The organism is Pseudidiomarina sp., assembly GCF_048267825.1.
GTDB lineage: Bacteria > Pseudomonadota > Gammaproteobacteria > Enterobacterales > Alteromonadaceae > Pseudidiomarina.
The window spans coordinates 269,019-290,122 of sequence record NZ_JBLWWR010000002.1 but is presented as its reverse complement, the minus strand read 5'-3'; the positions used below and the strand labels follow the sequence as shown (position 1 = coordinate 290,122).

Below are 21,104 nucleotides of genomic sequence, written 5' to 3'. Positions count from 1 at the left end.
CAAAAAATTACTGCCACGCAGCTGTTCCAATCGTTGAAGCGTTTGCGGCACAGTCAAGCCCGCGTGTAACGAATAAATACGCACAATGTCGTTAATCAACGCAATGCCGTAGCGCTTAATGTTAATCAAATCGCTATCTTTGCCTGATTCGGTACCCCGAAAACGATTAAATAACCCCAGCGGCACCTGCACACTCACCTGCAAGCGCGCTAAATTACCCAAAAAGAAGTCTTTCTTCCCAAGTTTTGCCACTTCTTCACGGTAGCGCTGGTACAAACGTTTGTTGCCGTGCACCATACGCGAGTCAAAAAATATCTGACAATACATCAGTGCTTTTGGGGTTGGGCTTTCCGTCCAGGTATGGAACCGATCAAGCCAACCATCCAGCGTGCGACGGCAATCGGCATTGGAGGCCATAATATCGCCTGGGCATAACGGAATACCGCACTCATTCAACCCCTGACACACGTACTCACCCAAACCTTTGAACCAGTCCAGCTGTTGCTCGTTAAGCCCATTACCCAGCAATAAGCCATTATCTTGGTCCGAACTGAGCACTTGGTCTTCGCGCCCTTGTGAGCCGAAAGCTATCCAACAATACGTACCCGGCGCAACACCGTGCTCTTGCTCATACAAGCGAATCAGTTGCCGGGTCATGCTATCGGTGAGTGATGCCAATAACCGCCCCACCATGGTGGTGTCATGCACCCGTGCTGCAAAGGTTTGCATATACGCAGGTATGTGCTTGGCTTCTTCAATCAATTGCTCGCGTGTTTCTACTTTATTAATGGCGCTAATCAACATCACCGGCTCGCTGCGTTGTTGGCGCATTAAGTCGGTGTTGGTGATCATGCCAATGGGCTGGTCGTTGTCATCAAGCACGGGTAAGTGGTGAATGTTGTGCTGCGTCATTAATGTTAGCGCATCCATCAACGATTGCCGGCCGTACACGGTGGCAGGTGCCTGTGTCATCGCTGCATTCACTTGAATGTCGTAACTTAAGCCAGCGGCAATGACGCGATTACGCAAATCACGATCGGTTAGAATGCCAAATAATTTTTGATTTGCGGACGACGATTGCGCCCCCGGCTCAGCACCCAAAATCATCACCGAGGAAACTTTATGGTCACGCATCAGTTGCGCGGCTTCACGAATCGTGGCCGACATCGGTAAAGTGACAGGCTTGCGCGAAACCACTTCACCAATGGTTAGTTCCAGCGCATCAAAACCAGGAGATTTATCGGAAGCTGCGGTGCGCGCACTATCGGGCGTCCGCTGCGCATCGCCATTGGCTGCCGAACTTCCCGCCGTACTTCCCGCCGAATAAGGGCGCGTTACTTCACCCAGCAAGCGTTGCCCATGCGCGCGAATAAAATATTGCTCAAATGCACGTGAGTTTTGACGTAATTTATCAAAAGCACCCGCGCTGACAATATAGATAATACCGTCTTCAATAACCTTGAGCTTGTTCACCACCGGCCGACCACTCAACAACGACGGATACCCAAATAAATCATGGGACTCCAGCCGCTCAATCACATGTTGGTCCGGCGCCAGCAAATCAAAACCGCCTGAGCGCACAATATAAAGTGCCGGGCTGTGCTGCTTAAACAGCGCATCGACATTGTGCTCGTTTACATAAGCGGCTTTAATTTGCTGCGCCACCCACTGACGTTGCTCACTATCAAGCTCATCAAATGGCGGGCAGTCGAGTAAAAAGCGTTGTACGTCAGTAAATTCCGGCTGCATTGTGAAACCCAAGTGCGATATTGGATATTAGATATTAGCAAAACCCGAAACCGATGACTCTAATATCCAATAGCTAATATCGCTTTTGAATTAAAAAGCCCGGCGAACGCCGGGCTTTTTTATCTTAGTGCGTCGCACCACCCGCACCGCGCGGGTAACGTATTGACTCAACCAAGTCCTGAGTATCTTGCGGCGCATCGCCTGTCATCTTATGAACACTATAAGAAACGACGAAGTTCAGCACCATACCCACAGTACCAATGCCTTCTGGCGAGATACCGAATAACCAGTTTTCTGGAATATTTCCGGCTGGGTTCACAAACTTGAAGTAAATAATATACGACAAAGTGAACACAATACCCACAAGCATACCGGCAATAGCACCTGTGCTATTCATACGTTTGTGGAAAATACCCAGAATAATCGCAGGGAAGAAGCTCGCTGCGGCTAAGCCGAACGCGAAGGCGACCACCTGCGCCACGAAGCCGGGCGGATTAATACCAAACCACGTGGACAGCGCAATGGCTACTGCGGCGGCCACACGGGCCCACATCAGCTCCTGCTTATCAGTAATATTCGGGGTTAACGTTCGTTTCAGTAAGTCATGCGAAACCGATGTTGAGATAACCAACAGCAGGCCTGCCGAAGTTGACAGCGCAGCGGCAACACCACCGGCAGCAACAAGTGCAACAACCCAAGCTGGTAAGTCAGCAATTTCAGGGTTCGCTAATACCATGATGTCGCGGTCAACCGTCATTTCGTTGCGGTCATCACCTGAATAGAACATTTTGCCGTCGTCGTTCTTGTCTTCCCAAGCAATCAAACCCGTTTTTTCCCAGTTCTTAATCCAGTCCGGCGCAGCTTCATACTCAACGCCTTGCAGATCAGGACCGTTTACTGTGTTGATCAGGTTAACTTTTGCGAAACCAGCAATTGATGGCGCAGTTAAATAAACCACAGAAATGAACACCAATGCCCAACCTGCAGACAAGCGTGCATCACTCACCTTCGGTACGGTGAAGAAGCGAACAATAACGTGTGGTAAACCTGCAGTACCCACCATCAATGCACAGGTAATTGCGAATACGTCAATTTTTGAACGCATGCCCTCGGTGTATGCGGCCAGCCCTAATTCAGCCGACAAGCCATCCAGCCTATCGAGCAAATAGGTGCCCTCACCCGCTACCCCTTCGGCAATGGTTGCACCAAAACCTGTTTGTGGCAGGAAGTGGCCAGTCATTTGGAAAGAGATAAAGATTGCTGGTACTAAGTAGGCAAAGGCTAATACGCAGTACTGTGCAACCTGGGTGTAGGTAATACCTTTCATGCCGCCCAATACGGTGTAGAAGAACACGATAACTGCACCGATAAATACGCCGGTAGCAATATCAACTTCTAAGAAGCGCGAGAATACCACGCCCACACCACGCATCTGGCCTGCAATATAAGTAAAGGAGATCAAGATGGCACAAATAACAGCGATAGTACGTGCGGTTTGCGAGTAGTACCGGTCACCAATAAAATCTGGCACCGTAAACTTACCGAACTTACGCAGGTATGGCGCCAAACACAGGGCTAATAGAACATAACCACCGGTCCAACCCATCAAGTACACACTGCCGTCATAACCGGCGAAAGCAATGATACCCGCCATCGAAATAAACGAAGCCGCTGACATCCAGTCAGCTGCAGTGGCCATACCGTTCATAACCGGATGCACACCGCCGCTGGCAACATAGAAGTCAGAAGTTGAGCCGGCACGCGACCAAATAGCAATCGCGATATAAAGCGCGAAGGTGGCACCGACGATAATAAACGTGAGAGTTTGAATATCCATGTTTCGGCCCCTTACTCTTCGTGAACTTCGTATTTGTTATCTAAGGCCGCCATGCGTTTCACATACACGAAAATTAGAATAACAAAAGTGATGATCGAGCCTTGCTGAGCAAACCAAAAGCCCAACTTAAAGCCGAAGAAAGTAAACTGATTAAGCCAGTCCACCAGGATAATGCCGAAACCATATGAAACGATAAACCACACAGCCAGCAACTTAAGTACCAGGCTGATATTATCGCGCCAATAGGCTTTTGCGAGTTCTTCGCTTTTGAAAGCCATACGCCCTCCAGATTGTTCTGTTGTTGTTTTGTTTTTAGTGATTTATTCACTTATGCAATCTAGTCGGGATATAGCTATCTAGGAAATACGACATTGGTCGTACGCCGCTAAAAACTCGGGGTACTTTGCCGCCAACCCAATACGTTTTTGATGAATAGGCTCATGCACCTGCCCCACACTTGAGGTAAACACCGGCCCATTGTCCTTGTAAAAATGCAGCATGTGCGGCTCATACGCTAACCCGATGTGCGCACACACGTCACGCAACACGCGCTCGGGTTCATGGCACAACTCTTCATAGCTAACCGTTAGAATGCGATTGCCCATTACCGCCAACCAATGGTTCATCAGTTGTTCTTCGTGCTGCATGTAGGCCGCAATATCACACGCATCCCAACTCCAGTCAGCACGGCTGCGGAAGTTACTCTTAAAGCACGACCACGCCACATCGGCCGGTGCGCGCTTAATATATACAGCCCGCCCTTGCGGAAATGCCTGCGCCCAAATTCCAAAGTGACGGCTTAATTGAATGGTTTTATCCACTACCAAATTGTTACCGCTGAACTGCTGGTTCAGCACATGGGCATACACATCAGCAATATGGTCAATAGCGCCCTGAGCGTCGCCGTGTTGTGCAATAAAACCAGGAAAGTCAGAGAAGTTTTCATTGCGCAAATGCATACTGGCGTGGCCAATCGCATTGGTCTCGGCCGCACCTTTTACTTTTGAATGCTTCGCCAGCATCTGCCCTAACAGCGTTGTACCGCTACGAGGCAGCCCCAGCAGGGCCACGGCCCTATTATGGCCAGTTTTCGCTTGTGGCAGCTGTGCGAGCGCCTGAGCGCTATGGTTGGCAATGAGGTCAGCAATAAAAGCTTGGTCGTTTTCAACGGAATAACGGCTGGCACGTTGCATAATCGCTGCGCCTTGCGTGTAGGCGTTGTACGAATCCTCAAAACGCCCTAAATCAGCATAGGCTTTACCTAGGCTGTAATAAAACTGTTGCAGGTTCTTTTCATCTGCGGCCGGTATCGTTGCGAATGCGTGTTCAAGCTTTTCGAGCAACTCCGGGTATTTTTTAAAGTCAGCAATATTACTTAGCGTAAACCACGTAATGCCAGACTGTGGCGCTAACTTCAGCGCATGAATCAAATAGTTTTTAGCACGATCCAGATGCCCAAGTTGCGCGGCAACGGTTCCTGCTAAATGAAATAAGTTAGGGTCTTTAATATCTTTCTTAATCTGTGGCTCAACAAGCTTTAAAACGCGGTTTAAGTCACCCGCTTCAGCGTAAACGCCGCAATAATTAATAAGATGACGTAAGGTCTTTGGCATCACAGCACGATACAAATCAGCTGCCTGCTTAGCGCTATTCACTTCACCAATACGTAATGCGAGCGCCGCACACTTTATCCAATCACTTTCTAGTGGCTCTTCGTTTTCAATAAAATGATTCAAAATAGCTACTGACTCGGCACGCGATCCGCGACGTACTGCAAGCAGCAAGTCATTAAGCGAGTATGTTTCAACCACTTGTGTTATTCCTTCATAGAGCCGAAAAATAAAAGGCCGGAAACCTATCAGTTTCCGGCCTTTGTCGTTACTTCTTAAAACTTAATTTCTGCACTCAAGCGCACTGAACGTGGTGCTTGGAATGAAGTTGGTAAACCATAAAACTCATTTGGTTGACCGCGTGCGATTATGCCATAACCATAATCAACAGCTTCGTATCCAGCAAAACGTTCTGCAACTTCGTTTACTTCAGTGTGCTGATCGTTATCAAACACATTGAACACGTCTAAACGGAAAGTTACATCAGTGTCTTGAATCTGCATATCGTAGCGCGCTGTTAAATCGAGGCTCCAATTGTTTGGAGTACGACCAAAGCTGCCACGTGGTGTGATTTCGTTGTTATAAACAAACGATTCCGCACCGTACAGAGACGCATAGGTATCAGTTGGGTGGAAGCCAAATGCACTTACTGGACGACCAGATTCCCAACGGAAGTTCGCACCAACGGTTAAGTTCTCGATAACTTGGTAAGCACCGCGAATTTTAACCATGTGACGACGGTCATTCGGTAGATTACCGTACGCGCCATCAACCAATCCAGGTTGGTCAAAGTTGGTGGTTAAACCGGCATCATCCTGACCGTTATCAGAACGAACGAAACCTTCGTTGTTACCCCAGCTATGCGACCACGTGTAGTTTGCATCTAACATCCAAACACCGTCAAACGCACGCTTCACTGAGAAGTCTACTGAAGCATACTTACGTACGGCTTCTGGGTAGCCAAGGTAAGAACCTGGAACCGTGTACTGAGCGTACTCAAGTGGGCCCGCATCACCATCAGGGTCAGTTGTAATTGTTACATCGTTACCTGGGTTGGTGAGTACGTAGTAGTGGAAACCACTCGCACACATTGTACATTCAGAACCAAACTCATCGAGTAAGTACTCATTGAAGCCCGCATCAATTGCCACGTCTTCCAATGAACTACCCAACTCACGATAGCTGGTTTTCACGCCAACTGACCAATCTTCGCTAACCATGGTTTCGAAGCCAAGAATAAACTCGTCTTGATACATTGGGTCAAGATCAGCGTTAACCGTTTCAGCCGTACCTTTCAAAGTACCGTCAGCGTATACTGCGCGACCCGTTAAATCACCATATACTGGCGTATTATCAGGGTTGATTGACGCAACTTCATAGGTGCTAACTACGTAGTACTCATCACCTGCTAAACGAATGTTGGTATTCGTTGCAACAGGTAAGAAATAACGACCATAGTTGGCAAAGGCTTTGGTGGTGCCATCGCCGAATACATCCCAGCTCACACCCACACGTGGTGCCCACTGATCAGATACGTCAACGAATTTCTCACCGGCTTTGTTGTAGTTTTCGAACGTTTCGTTACGCAAACCAATACGCGCCGTGATATCTGGAGTAATTGTCCAAGTATCCTGGATATAGAATGCGTTTGATTTCGTTTCGAACGAACCAGAGTTGCGATAAATATTCTCGTCAACTTCAGTACAACCCGCTAAACGGTCTTCTTGCAGAGCAGCAGGATCACAACCGTAGTAGGTGTATGCGACACCGCCAGCACGCGCTGTGTTCTCATCCGCTTCCAAATCTTCATAGTCGATACCGAAACGTAACGTATGGTCTAACGAAAGGTACCAGTCAAAGTCGATACGGTAAGCAGTACGTTTATCGTTTTGCTCAGAAGGTGTTGCCAAGCCGAAGTTGGTAAACTGACCTGAGTAGCCACTCGCATAAATTGCCACCGTGTCACCCGATGCGTTCACGTTCGAGTAACTTGCCTCGTTCACGCCATAAAGCACACTCATGGTGAAGTCGTCAGACAAAATACCAGTATACTGCAACGCGTATGATTTACCGCCACGTTCCAGAATGTAGTCACCGTACAAATCACCACGCGTATCCGACTCAACTTCGTACATATACTTGCTTGAGTCTAAATCGCTTGAGTTGTTCCAACCGGTAAATTCTAGAATATGATCAGGTGTGATGTACCAATCTAATTTCGCAGCATACAGCAAGTCGCTCGACTCACGGTCGTAATACTGTGACGCGGTTGCGAAATCACTGGTACGGTTTTTCTGATTCACCAAACCGAAGAAGAACAGCTTGTCTTCAATCAGAGCACCACTTGCCCAAACGTTGACGTTCGCTTCTTCGCTGTTATTTTCACTGTTAACGATGTAATACGGGCTACCGTTACGATCGATTTGTGCTTGCTCAGTTAAAATAACGTCAGGTGATTGTGATGCAAGTGCATCAGGCTCCCAATATACGCTTGCGCCAGCTTCAAATTCGTTAGAACCTGATTTTGTGGTTACGTTAACAACACCGCCCGTTGAACGACCATACTCCGCAGAATAACCACCGGTTTTAACTTCGAAAGTTTCATACATTTCGAAAGGCAGTTCAGAACCACCCAAGCCGTTACGGAAGTTGGTTACGTTCAAACCGTTCACGTAGTAAACGTTTTCACCAACCGAAGCACCACCAAAAGAGGTCAAATTACCAAACGATGAATCACCTTTGGTTGTGCCTGGCGCCAATAGCGCGACTGAAGCGATGTCACGCGGGACTGGAACCTTCTCAAGGAAGTCTTGCGTAACAACCAACTGCGACTCTGATGACGAAGTGTCAATCATAGAAACGCTTGAACCACGAACGGTCAACGTTTCCATTTGCTCAGTCGTTGGCAAGGTCAGGTTAATGGTTGTTGCACCAGCAACACCAACGTCAACACGGTCTTCTGCAACCGTACCGTAACCTGGCTTTTCGGCTTTAAGTGAGTAAGCGCCGGGTGGCAACAATGGGAAACGGAAGTTACCGTTCGCATTCGTTTCCACGCTACGAGTCAAGCCCGTTTCAAGGTTAGTAATTGTTACAGAAACATCTGTAACCACTTTACCAGATTGGTCAACGGATTGACCTTGCAAGTAACCCTTAGACGCATCTTGTGCCATTGTCGGAGCTGCAACGCCTAAAGCAGTTGCAACCGCAGCAGCGGCAACTGTACTTCTAAAAAAAGTACGTTTCATACTGTCATTCTCCATGGATTTATTATTCTTTGTTGTCAGATGCGTAGCGGATCGATCGAGTACGCTAACAGGCCACATCTGTCATCTCGAAGTGTAACCAATTGTTACACTTGTACTGTTTTAACAAGATTATCCGTTAAATAAAAGTTCTGAGTCGAAAAAATATACAACATATTTTTAAAATAACGTTAATCGTTAATAGTTATTGGTTATTCGTTAACGATTAACTAATAACGAATAACCAATAACGCGCTTGCGGTTCCAGCAAGTTTCCGTTTAACTAACCTTATCAGCCACACGTGAACAGTATCGACCCAATGACCCTGCTCCTTATCCTTGCCTCGCTGGCCTACATCGCTTTGCTGTTTGCCGTTGCCCACTGGGGCGATAAGCCAAACTCGCTGGCGAATAAAATCAGCTATAAACCAATTATTTACAGCATGTCATTGGCTATTTATTGCACCAGTTGGACTTATTATGGTGCGGTTGGTAATGCAGCCACCGATGGCTGGGCGTATATCCCAATCTTGCTCGGTCCATTTTTGCTATTTGTGTTTGCGCTGCCGCTACTCGAAAAACTTGTCAGTGTATCGAAACAACAAAACATCACCTCAATTGCTGATTTTATTGCGAGCCGCTACGGCAAACGCCAGCGCTTAGCATTGTTTGTAACGCTCATTGCCGCACTCGCAACAATTCCTTACATTGCATTACAATTGAAAGCCGTCGGGCTCACTTTTGTTGTGCTTACCGAAAACACCTCGGCGCTCACCCAGTTTTCCATCAACGAGCTGATTGCGGCGGGTATCATGGCCGTATTCGCCATGCTATTCGGTACCCGTCATATTGAGGTTACCGAATACCGCAACGGCATGATCTTAGCCATTGCCTTTGAATCGGCCGTGAAATTACTTGCTCTGATAGCCGCAGCCATATTTGCCTACTCACTATTTAATGACGCCTCGCCCACCAGCATGTGGCAACAGGTAACTCACCCCACCGACAAAGCCTGGAGCTGGGAAGCGTTCTCAGAATTTGAATTTATTGTGCAAACCTTTATGGCCGCCGGTGTTATTTTGTGTTTACCGCGGCAATTTCACGTTGCAGTGGTAGATAACGTGAATGTCAGCCACCTCAAAACGGCACGCTGGGGCTTCCCGCTCTATTTAGTGTTAGTGGCCGTAGCTATTGTGCCCATCGCCCTAAGCGGTGGACTATTTTTCGGCAATGGGTTCGACGGCGACACCTACGCGCTAAGACTACCGCTACTGCATGACCAAACCTGGCTGGCGGTGTTTATCTTTATCGGCGGCTTTTCCGCAGCAACGGCCATGGTCATTATTGCCTCAGTGACACTCAGTACCATGGTCACCAACGACGTGATCATGCCGCTCATTTTGCAGCGCCAAACGCGCTTCCCGGCTGACTTCCAGAAACGGCTGCTCCTGATACGCCGTGTCGCCATTGCCACCATTTTGCTGCTCAGCTACCTGTGTTATTACTTCTGGGCTGCGGGTACTGGCTTGGTCAGTATCGGCCTATTGGCGTTTTCGGTGGTATTGCAGCTACTCCCAGCCGTGCTCGGTGGCCTGTACTGGCGCCGTGGCCATGCCCGCGGCGTGTATGTCGGCTTGGGAACCGGTTTAATCGCCTGGTTATTCGCCGTGGCCGTGCCCATGTACCTGCCCCACAACATGAACGACACCAGCATTATTACCCAAGGCACGGTGATCAGTATGGCCGTGAACACCGCCTTCTATATTGCTTTTTCATTATTGGCACAGCCGCGCTTAATTGACCGCATTCAGGCCACCGCCTTTGTGAAACCGCGCTCAACCGTAAAAGAGCACAGCGTTGGCCGCCACCATCAAGCCACCAACGGCGATATGATGTTGCTCTTGCAAACCTTCGTTGGCGAACAGCGCACCGCGCAACTTATTGACTACTTTGCTGAATCGCAAGGCGACGATACCAGCCACACCAACAAAGAAGATGTCGCATCACGGGAATTTATCGACTACGTAGAGCGCGTGCTTACCGGCGTATTAGGTGCCGCAACGGCACGGTCCTTAGTCGAAGCTGCCTTGCGCGACCGTCGCTTACACCTTGAAGAAGTGGTCCACTTTTTTGATGACACCACCCAAGCCCTGCAAACGCAGCAATCGATATTGTTCAGCTCACTGGAAAACTTAGCGCAAGGCATCTCGGTGGTTGACGCTGAATTACGTCTGGTGGCATGGAATAAACGCTATTTAGACCTGTTTAATTATCCCGAAGGGATGGTCAAACCCGGCCAACCCATAGCCACATTAATTCGCTACAACGCCGAACGCGGCGAATGCGGCCCTGGCGAAATTGATGCGCTGGTGGCGAAACGCCTGAAGCACATGCAATTGGGCTCACCCCACCGTTTTATTCGGCGCCGTGGCGATGGCCGGGTAATTGAAATGGTGGGTAACCCGCTTCCCAACGGCGGCTTTGTAACCTCGTTTACCGACATTACCGAGCACGTGGAAACCCAGCAAGCATTGGAAGAATCCAACATCGACCTGGAACAACGCATTAATGTGCGCCAGAAAAAAATCCGCGAGATTAACAACGAGCTGACCGAAGAAATTGAGCGCCGTCGCAAAGTTGAAGTTGAGCTGAAAAAGGCCAAGCAAGAAGCCGAAGAAGCCAACGCCTCAAAAACGCGATTTCTGGCACTGGCCAGTCATGACATTTTGCAACCGCTCAATGCTGCGCGGCTGTATTTGTCCGCTATGGATGAAACCAACCTTAACCCCAACAATTTACAGCTAACCAGCAAGCTCGATACGGCCTTGGCCTCCACCGAGCACTTGCTCAGTACCCTGCTACAAATTGCTAAAATGGACCAAGGTGCGTTGCAGCCCAACTTCCGTCATGTGCGCTTAAGTACCATTATCGAGCCACTGATTCACGAATACAGCGTGCTTGCTGAGCAACGCGGTATTCGCTTAAAAACACGTTTACACGACAGTGTCGTATACACCGACCCAACCTATTTACGGCGTATCATTCAAAACTTTCTGTCAAATGCCGTTAAATATAACCGTGACAACGGGAAAGTTTTACTTGGCGTGCGCCGTCGCGGTGAGCATTTACTGATTGCGGTGTGGGACACTGGCCCTGGTATTACCTCACAACAGCGCCATCGGGTATTTGATGCGTTTTACCGCGGCTCCAATACGCGCGCTGAAGGCGTTGGGCTGGGCTTAAGCGTGGCCAAACGCATGAGCGAACAACTGCACTGTGAATTGCGTTTAAAAACTGTGGAAGGCTCAGGCAGCTGTTTCTCGGTAAAAGTGCCCCTTGGCAGCCCGGCACAAGTATACGACAAGCCCGAACAGCCAAGTACCGCCGACTTGCACCAAGGTTTGGTGATGGTGTGCGTGGACGACGATCAAGAGAACCTCAGTGCGTTGCGGGCGTTACTGGAAAAATGGGGATGTACAGTTGAAACGTTCACCAGCAGCGCGACAGCATTGGAGTATGCCAGCACCCATGATCGGCCAGACGGCATTTTGCTGGACTATCAACTTGGTGATGATGACCACGACGGCCTAAGCCTTGCTGCTTCGTTGCGGGAGTATTGGGGTGAAACCTTGTCCGGTGCGTTAGTTACCGCCATGCGCGACGACACCGTGCGAAAACAGGCGCGCGAGCGTAACCTACACTTTTTAGCCAAGCCGGTTAAGCCCGCCGCGCTTAAATCCTTACTCAAATATCTGGAACGTCAATAGCCGTTACATTTTACTCAAAGTCGTTGCCCGACAAATGCCGTTTTCAATGGTTAATTGCGGGCGCGGAATCACTTCACAGGTACTCATTTCTTGCGTTGCCTGAATGTGCTCCACGCGTAGCTGCGTGTATTCCGTGATCAGTTTTTGCAAAACCTGCTCATCGGTTACCTGAGTGGAATACGCAATATAATATTCCGGCCCACCACACGCACGTTTGCCGACTTCCGCCAGCTTGCACTGTTCCAGAGAATCGGCCCGTGGAATACTAACCATGGTGCGAATTTGGTTATCCAACGCCGCAATCCGCGCATTGCGCATTGCCGCTGCTGCCGGTTCCATTGCTTGTTCGGCAACCGTCGCACCATTTTGCGAACCGTTTTGCGCACCATTGTCCGCTTGCGTCTCGTCAACGCGCTCAGCGTCCACACAACCGCCAAGCAGCACCAACAAAGCAATAGTACTTAGTCCCTTAACCATACAACACCTCATTGTTTTTTATGAAAATAAGCAAGGCGACGTAGGCCAATTAATGGCAACGCCAACATCAACATAAACCACTGCAACGTCCCGCCGGAGCTCTTTTCCGGGGCAGGCGTTACGGTCACAGACACCGTTTGTGAGCTGGTGGTAACACCGTCACTCACCGTCACTTCAACTTGCACGGTGGTATTGGTGGTCACTTGCGGTGCGGTAAAGGTTGCAACAGCAGTGGTTGCGCCCGATAAACTCACCCCAGCGCCGCTTACCACACGCCATTGATAGCTCAAGTCGTCGCCATCTGCATCACTGCTTGCCGAAGCATCTAAACGAACCGTTTCACCTGAATTGACAGAACCCGGTGACGACACCGAAACTTCAGGCGGTGCGTTCGTTACTTCAACCGTCACGGTTGCCGTGGCTGACGTTGCCCCCGCAGCGTCCACCAACTGCACGGTAAAGGTATCCGTGCCACTCCAGCCATCATCAGGGGTATAGCTTGCCGTTAATCCGTCAAAACTGGCGGTACCATTGCTCGGTGCACTCACCACAGTGCCTGACAAGGCGCCCTGCGGTGCAGCCAAAATCGGCAACTGGGCATCGTATGCCACGCCCACGCCGTTCTCAATACTGCTAACCTGCATCAACACCACAAAATCGCGGCCCAATTGCTCAGTTTGTTCAGTAAAGTCAACGGTCGTTGCGCGGCCCGTGCTCCCTGGCACACTCACGTTGCTCAACGCACCAAAGTCTTGCACGGTTGCGGGCACATCAAATACCACCGAAGCCCGTTCACCGTATGTAAAACTGGCCGCAAGTGCCTGCCCGTTGGCTGGGTATACCCCAGTTGCAGTGTCTGAGTAATAGTACGTTTCACCCACGGTGCCGCGCATGTTTTCCAAGCCAACCGCAGTTGCATAAACAGGGCCACCGCCGTCACTAACATCCACGTAATTAAAGAAAGCTTCGTTACTATTCAGGCGGAACCACACATTGAAGGTATAACGCGAACCGTCGTCCACTTCACCGGGTGCCACCCAGCTTCGTGCCCGCAACCATTCCAGCACCAAGAAAGTATCTGCGCCTTCAGTCACCAGCGCGTAACGCATTTCGCCGTCGCCGTTTACAAACTCAAAGTCGGTCCACAGCGGCGCAATCACGCCATTTGGCTCCGCTTCATCCGGCAGTGCCGCAGCGTTTGCGGTAAGCAATGCACGGCTCGGCCCCATTTCAACCAAGCCGTTGCTCCACATGGAAAACACGCGGCGATCGGCGCCGTCAAATTGCCAGAATGCGCCATCGCCTTCTAATTCAATTTCAGCTACCAAGTCATCACAGCCTTCGGCGCAAACACTACTGATAGTAATATCTTTGCTGGTGGCCACATCGTCTAAACTCATGCCAGCAAAGGCAAAGCCCGGCGCGTCGGTTACCGAAACCGTATCCGGCACATCGTTTTGATTGCCCTGCCACAGCAACATGCCAGTGTCTTGATTGGCACTGTAGCTTAGCTGGTCACTGCGCGTTAAGGTTAAAGCGATGGCATCGTAATCTACCGCGAACGCCGCATCGGTTGGCAAGGCCACACTGAAGTCAGTTGGGTTGCCGGTAAAACCAAGTGCGCCGCGCAATTGCAACTGCATGGGTTCGCCAACAACAACGTCACCCGACGCCACAGCACCGGAAATAATACTGGTGTTGTCCGAAAGCGAGGTATAAACGGCCACCGGCAGTTTCGCATCAACAAAAGTGCCGCTACTGTCAGATAGCGTCAGGCGACCATACTGCCAACCTTCAGCCGCGAACGCAGTATTAATCGTTACGCTCAGTACTTTACTTTCGTTAGCCGCCAACGTCAGCGAACTCGGAAAGTTGGCTGTCATGTTGGCATCATCAAAGCTCATGCTCAGTTGCCAGGTACGCGAACTGTTGCTGACATTGGTGACCGTGCGCTCAAACGTACAGGTACCGATGCAGGCATTGTCATTTAACGAAGCGCGACTAAAGGTAATGCCGGTATCCGCTGCAGCCGCGACATCAACACGCCCTGCACCAATTTGGTGCGGTGTGGCTAAATTGTCATTGTCATCCTGGCGAATGTTAACTTCCGCTGATGTCATTAATGCCGACTTGATTTGATCATGCGTCCAGCTTGGGTTCAATGCACGCAACAGTGCAGCCGCACCCGCCACGTGCGGGCTTGCCATAGATGTACCACTTAACAAGGCAATGCTTTGCCCTGGGTAAGCTGAAAGAATGTTGCTACCTGGTGCCGCAATTTCCGGCTTCAATAGCGTGCTGTCACGATTCGGACCGCGCGAACTGCTGGCGCTGAGCCGATCACGCAAATCCTCACTGATAATGCGCTCCGGCGCATTAATCGTGGCCTGCTCGCCAGCTGACCAGCCTTGTTGCAACTGATTACCAATGGCCTCACCAATGGACACACTCGGCAAGGTTGCCGCCGCCAAATCCATGCTTAAAAAACCGGCTTCATTGTTATACAACACCATGGCTTTCGCGCCAGCGGCCTGTAAATTGTTGGCTTTTTCTTCAAAGGTACAGGTGCCGCGCTGCACCAAAACAATGGCGTCCGTAAACGTACCTGCACTGAACGCATTGCACGCAAGCTCATTGGTTGGCGCTTCTTGTTTTGCCGTTAAAAATGACCCGCTAATTGCGCTGGAAATGGTGAAGTTGCCACTACCTACGGTCACATAAAACGCATCGGTATAATCGCTGTGTTCCATAAAGGTAGCGAATTCACGGCCAGTCTGAGTGTTCGCCACCGCAAACATTTCATCAATACATGCTGGGCAGCCCATCGAGCTTTCTTCCGGGCCGTCATTGCCAGCAGCAGCAATATTCACAATGCCCATTTCGTCAATGGCGCGCACAATATCGGCTTCATATGGGGCTAAGCCATTGTCCAAGCTACCCCATGAGTTGTTAATCACATCCGCGCCGTCATTAGCCGCCGCTTCTAACGCTTGCGCTAAGCTAATTGACGAGCCGGTGGTGGTGCCATCGGCATTCACCCACAAGGCTTTGTACGCGAAAATATTAGCCCCCGGCGCTACGCCAGAGAAATTCACAGCCACGCCATTGAAGGTGGTGCTCAGTGGGTTGCCTGCGGCAGTTCCCGCTACGTGGGTGCCGTGGCCATCAAGGTCAGCTGGCGAGTCAACGTATTCGTCGGGGTGAAGGTCGGCGCCGGCTGGCACGAAGTAACGCGCCACGGCCAACTTATCATTACAAAACGTTGGCTCGGTCGCACAATAGTCATCGGTAACCCCAACGTCGGGTACCGTGTGCCCCGCGTCTTGAAACATCGGGTGTTCCGGGTCAATGCCGGTATCAATAATGGCAATATTCACCCCAGCGCCAGCACTGGCTTGGCCGCCCAGTTGTTGCCATACCGCAGGCGCTTCAATCAAGGCATTGGAGGTGTCCGTTTGCACATACACTTCGCGGTCGGCATGCACTGATTTGATGCCCGCCACACCTTGTAAGCGTTGCGGCAAATCGTCGCCTGCATACTCAACAATGACCGCGTTCAAAGTAAGATTTAACTGACCTTTGAGTGCCGCTTCCGGCACGCGGTCTTGAATGCTCGCCATAACCTGTTGCTGACGTTTACCCACAAAACTCGCGTAGTCGCGCACAGGCGCTGACTTCATGCTCATACGCTCTTGCCCAGTCACTTTGGCTGAGTTAGCAACGTAATCACCAATGCCGCCTTTGTAGGTCGCGACACTGGGTTCTTGTAATTGAATTAAATAACGCTGCACGTTGCTGTTGCGCACGGCGCGCATATCACTAACCGGTTGCTGCACTTTGCGCTGCGGCGCTTTCACGGTGCGTTCATGCACGGTGATTTGAATATCAGATGGGTTGGTTTGTTCGCCAACTACTTGTTGGGCATTCGCGGCAGGAATCAGCGTAAAACTCGCAGCTATGGCAAGCGCAATACGGCTGGCTGCTGCGACAGTTGGATACGTCATGGTACATCCTTTAATAAAAAAACGGCGATAAAGCATTCTATCGCCGTTTTGTATTGAATTACAAAATTTAAAAAATTGTAATTTTTATCGTGTTAATTTACACCGTGTTTACACCGTACGGCGACGTAACCACACCAGTGGCAATGCCAGTAAGGTGAATAACCAACCGAATGAACCGCTTGATGTGTCTTGTGCCTTAATCGCAACAGTCACTGTTTGTTGGCTGGTTGCACGACCATCAGACACAGTCAACATGAAGTTCGCTTCGGAGTCTTCGTCAACACGCGGGGCAATAAAGCGTGCTGCCGCCGTATTGGCATTGCTCAACGATACCGTTGCACCGCCAATAAACTGCCATTGGTAGGTTAACGTATCGCCTTCAGCGTCGGTTGTACCTGCTGCGTTTAACACCACAACAGTATCAGGCGTCACTGAACTTGGCGCATTGATTGAAATCACTGGCGCTGTGTTCGGATCAGCCAATACGGTGACCGTTACAGTTGCAGTAGATTCTTCCAAGCCGTCAGAAACAGTTACTGAGAAGCTGAAGTCCGTGTCGTCTTCTTCAAACAATGGCGCTACAAATGAAGCAACCGCAGTGTCTGCATCAGCAAGCTCAATCTCTGGGCCTGCGGTTTGCGTCCACGTATAGGTTAATGCATCGCCTTCAGCATCGTTTGAAGCAGATGCGTTCAGCTCAACAGTGTCACCGTTTTCTGCCGTTTCAGGGGCGCTCGCTGCCGCCACGGGTGCAGTGTTGGTTACGGTCATTTGCACCGTATTTTCGGTTGAGGTTGAACCTGCAGCATCCACGACGCGGTACGAGAAGCTATCGGTACCCGTCCAGCCAGTAGTTGGCGTAAACGTTGCCGTCATGCCGTCCATGGTTAGCGTACCATTCTCAGGTTGCGCAGTGATTTCAACAGATAACGCACCATCAGGCTTGATCAGTAATGGCAGAATTGCGTCATACGACTCGGTACCGCTGCTAACATTCAACAGCGTTAACAAGTCTCGTTGTGGCGCACCAACTGCGTCCGTCAGGTCAATAGTCATAGCGTTGCTATGCGCACCGCTGTCGCTCACTGCAGCTACGTCACCAAAGGTTGCAACGCTGGCATCCAGGTCAATCTGCACAGAGGCAGCTTGCCCCTGACTCATGCCTGCAATAAAGGCTTCGCCATCAATTGGGTAATAGCCAGTACCGCCAGCGTAAACCATGCTGCCAGTGTTACCATCCATGCTCTCTACACCAATAACAGCATAACCCAGCGGGGTCGATTGGTTGATATCAAGGTAGTTGTAATAGACTTCATTCGTACCCAGGCGGAACCACGTATTAAAGGTATACGTAACACCGGTGGTGTCGCCATACGCTTGCACGTTGTACCACTCGAACACGAGCCACAAATCGACACCGTCATTAACGACGTTATAACGAAGTTCACCTTCACCGGCTTCGGTTTCAAAGTCAGACCAAAACGGCGCCAAAATACCATTTGGTTCGGCAGTATTCGGTAAACCTTGAATCTGATACGTAACGCCAACGCGGTTGCCGCCAACTTCAATCACGCCATTTTCCCAGAAGGTAAACAATGTGTGATTGGTACCTTCGTATTCCCACGTTGGTAACCCATCGATGTTGAGTGTTGTACCCGACTCATCACAACCAGCGTCACAAATCACCACAGGCGTGATGCCGAACCCTGCCAATGCGTCGAAGCCCATGCCTACGTAAGGGAAGGCCGGCGCTGGTTCCAATGTTGCAACAGCTGGGTTATCCGTTTGAGAACCCACCCACGTGTAAGTACGCGCGGTGGTATCTAGCGTAGAACTGTTGGTGGTACTTAAGGTTTCAGTAACAGCTACAGAAGTTTCATCAACCACGAAGTTCTCGTCGCTTGGGAACTGTGCGGTAACGGTTACATCTTCACCGGTAGCACCCATGCTGGCAATCATGCTCATGGTAATTGGGCTTTCAGCAACCAACTCACCTGCCGTAACGCCGCTGCTTAGAGCACCGGTGTTTTCCGACAGCGCGGTATACACCGCAACAGGTAACCGCGCATCTGCGTACGTGCCACCAGCATCGGTAAAGGTTACGGTGCCGAACTGCCAATCTTCACCAGCTTGCGAGCCGTTGATTTCCATTGCGAACTCAGCGCTACCGCTGGCATCCAAGGTTACTGTATTCGGGTAGGTTGCTGTGATATTCGGGTTCAGGAATTCAACCGAAACATGCCACTCAGCCGCCGCATCATTCAAGTTGGTCACTTGACGTGTAAAGGTACACACGTTCATACACATTGGATGCGCGAGTGATGCCGTATCGAAAGTGATGCCGGTATTAAATGCCGCTGGCATTTCTAAACGCCCTGCACCCACATCAAACGGGTCAGCAGCCGTTTCACCATCTTCTTTCTTCACGCCAGCTTTTGATGAGGTCATCAAAATTGACTTCACTTGCTGCGGTGCTAGCGCTGGATTATGTGCAAGTACCAAAGCTGCAGCGCCTGCCACATGCGGCCCAGCCATCGAGGTGCCACTCAACGTGGTATAGCCTTGACCTGGTGCCGCCGATAAAATGTCGTGCCCAGGCGCAGCAATTTCCGGTTTCAGCATGTTCGCATCACCGTTCGGTCCGCGTGAACTGAAATCAGACATGATATCCACCCGCGCCGCATCCGTCTCAACTGAGTTTGGATTAATCGTCGCTTGCATGCCAGCAGCCCAAGCTGCTTCAATTGCTTGGCCGTCGGCCTGCATAATAGATGCGCTAGGCAGAGTTGAAGCACCTGTGGTCATAATGATCACTTCGTCAGGCACGTTGTTATACAACACCATCGCCACCGCGCCAGCAGCCTGCACATTATTGGATTTGCTCTCAAACGAACAGGTGCCGCGTGTTACCAAGGCAATTTGACCAGCAAACGCATCTGCAGCGAACGGAGCACAAGCTTCGATATTGGCTGCATCCACTTGCGAAGCAGGCAGTAAGTCTGCGGTAATCGGTGCCGTAACTTCGAAGTCACCGTTGCCCAAGTTCGCTTCAATCGGGTCAAAACCTGTTACGTCAAGGTCATTAACAAACACACGACCGGTCTGCGTACTAGCAACCGTAATGGTTTCTTCAATACAGCCCGGGCAGCCCACTGTTACGGGTGCCGGACCTGAGTTACCTGCAGAGGTAACCGTGACCACGCCCATCTCATCCAGTGACTTCATAATCGGCGTGTAATAGCTTGATGCTGGGCTTCCGCCAGCGCCACCACCCCATGAATTGTTAATAACATCGGCACCATCAGCTGCGGCGGCCTCAAGCGCATCCGCAAGGCTCAAGGTTAAACCTGAACCACGACCATCGGAGGTATTCCACAGGGCTTTATAAACAAATAAGTTCGCGCCCGGTGCCACGCCAGAAAAGTTAAAGGCAACACCATCGTAAGTTGTACTCACTGGGTTACCGACAGAGGTACCCGCCACGTGCGAACCGTGGCCGTTCATGTCTTGCGGTGAGGTCATGAATTCATCAGGGTGCACGGTGCTTGGTGCTGGAAAAAAGCGTGCAACCGCTAACTTGTCGTTACAGCTACCCGGGTTGGTCGCACAATAATCATCAGTTGCAGCAGTCACTGCAGCATCGTGACCATTATCCGCAAACATTGGGTGAGCAAAATCAATACCGGTATCGATAACCGCAACATTAACACCTTTGCCGGCTACATCTTGGCCGCCGAGCATCTGCCACACATCCGGTGTGTTGATCAGATCATTGGAGGCATCCATGTCAACATAGTAAATTTCGTCTTCATGCACCGCTTTTACGCCCGGCACGCCGCGCAGCTTCTCTTTTAAGTCGCCGCCTTTGTAGTCCACAATCACGCCGTTAAAGGTTAGCGTCAGGTGCGACTCGGCTTTTAGCTCTGGAACGCGTTTGCTGATTTCTGCCAGCACGGCATCTTGACGACGCTGCAAGTATTGCGCGTAGTTTTGTACAGGCTTTGATTTTACATCAAGGCGCTCTTGCCCAGTGGCTTTTGCGAATGTTGCTGCAAAGCCCGCAATGCCGCCTTTATAAATAGCGACAGCTGGCTCTACCATTTCAATCAAATAGCGTGTCGATTTCTGCGCTGCGGCGAACTCATCCAAGCTCATATGCACTTTTTCGCCGTGCACTGTGCCCGTTCGCTCCGTTACTTTTAGCTTCGCGTCAACACTTTGGAACTCTTGAGCTACCGCGGCGGACATGCTTGTTGCTGCTGCAACGGCGATCGCCAGGGTTGACCATCGAGCTGTTAGAATTGTTTTCATTGCTCTTCCCTTGTGTCTGTAAGATATGTGCGACATTGTCCAATCGCAACGAAAGAAATTACCACATCTTGTTAACAAATAAACAATTTATGTTTAAAGGTTGT

The 21,104-nt window shown here is 50.3% G+C and carries 9 protein-coding genes; 1 reads left to right on the top strand and 8 read right to left on the bottom strand.

The window, feature by feature from the left end; all coding sequences use genetic code 11:
* From ACN0UN_RS04215 to ACN0UN_RS04195, 5 genes are all read right to left on the bottom strand, one after another.
* Nucleotides 1–1,749 (bottom strand): DUF294 nucleotidyltransferase-like domain-containing protein (locus ACN0UN_RS04215; RefSeq protein WP_417658861.1); only part of this gene is annotated, 1,749 nt, incomplete at its 3' end.
* A gap of 124 nt (nt 1,750–1,873) precedes the next feature.
* Nucleotides 1,874–3,586, bottom strand: coding sequence for a sodium:solute symporter family protein (locus tag ACN0UN_RS04210; RefSeq protein WP_417658860.1), 1,713 nt, complete (start codon nt 3,584–3,586; stop codon nt 1,874–1,876).
* Between the two features lie 11 nt (nt 3,587–3,597).
* Nucleotides 3,598–3,864 (bottom strand): DUF4212 domain-containing protein, encoded by a 267-nt coding sequence (locus ACN0UN_RS04205; protein WP_092856100.1) that lies wholly within the window; start codon nt 3,862–3,864, stop codon nt 3,598–3,600.
* Nucleotides 3,865–3,942: 78 nt separating this feature from the next.
* Nucleotides 3,943–5,397 (bottom strand): tetratricopeptide repeat-containing sulfotransferase family protein, encoded by a 1,455-nt coding sequence (locus tag ACN0UN_RS04200; protein WP_417658859.1) that lies wholly within the window; start codon nt 5,395–5,397, stop codon nt 3,943–3,945.
* Between the two features lie 74 nt (nt 5,398–5,471).
* A complete protein-coding gene (locus tag ACN0UN_RS04195) occupies nt 5,472–8,444 on the bottom strand; it encodes a TonB-dependent receptor (RefSeq protein ID WP_417658858.1) in 2,973 nt (990 codons plus the stop codon).
* 317 nt (nt 8,445–8,761) lie between these two features.
* Here ACN0UN_RS04195 and ACN0UN_RS04190 point away from each other — a divergent pair, with 317 nt between their 5' ends.
* Nucleotides 8,762–12,208, top strand: a complete 3,447-nt coding sequence (locus ACN0UN_RS04190) for a PAS-domain containing protein (RefSeq protein ID WP_417658857.1) — start codon at nt 8,762–8,764, stop codon at nt 12,206–12,208.
* 3 nt (nt 12,209–12,211) lie between these two features.
* Here the strand turns inward: ACN0UN_RS04190 and ACN0UN_RS04185 are convergent, their stop codons facing one another.
* From ACN0UN_RS04185 to ACN0UN_RS04175, 3 genes are all read right to left on the bottom strand, one after another.
* A complete protein-coding gene (locus tag ACN0UN_RS04185; protein WP_417658856.1) occupies nt 12,212–12,685 on the bottom strand; it encodes a hypothetical protein in 474 nt (157 codons plus the stop codon).
* Nucleotides 12,686–12,693: 8 nt separating this feature from the next.
* Complete coding sequence (locus ACN0UN_RS04180) at nt 12,694–16,689, bottom strand: S8 family serine peptidase (RefSeq protein ID WP_417658855.1); 3,996 nt, start codon at nt 16,687–16,689, stop codon at nt 12,694–12,696.
* A 108-nt stretch (nt 16,690–16,797) separates the two neighbouring features.
* On the bottom strand, nt 16,798–21,000 hold the full coding sequence (locus tag ACN0UN_RS04175) for a S8 family serine peptidase (protein ID WP_417658854.1): 4,203 nt from the start codon (nt 20,998–21,000) through the stop codon (nt 16,798–16,800).
* Between the last annotated feature and the right edge of the window lie 104 nt (nt 21,001–21,104).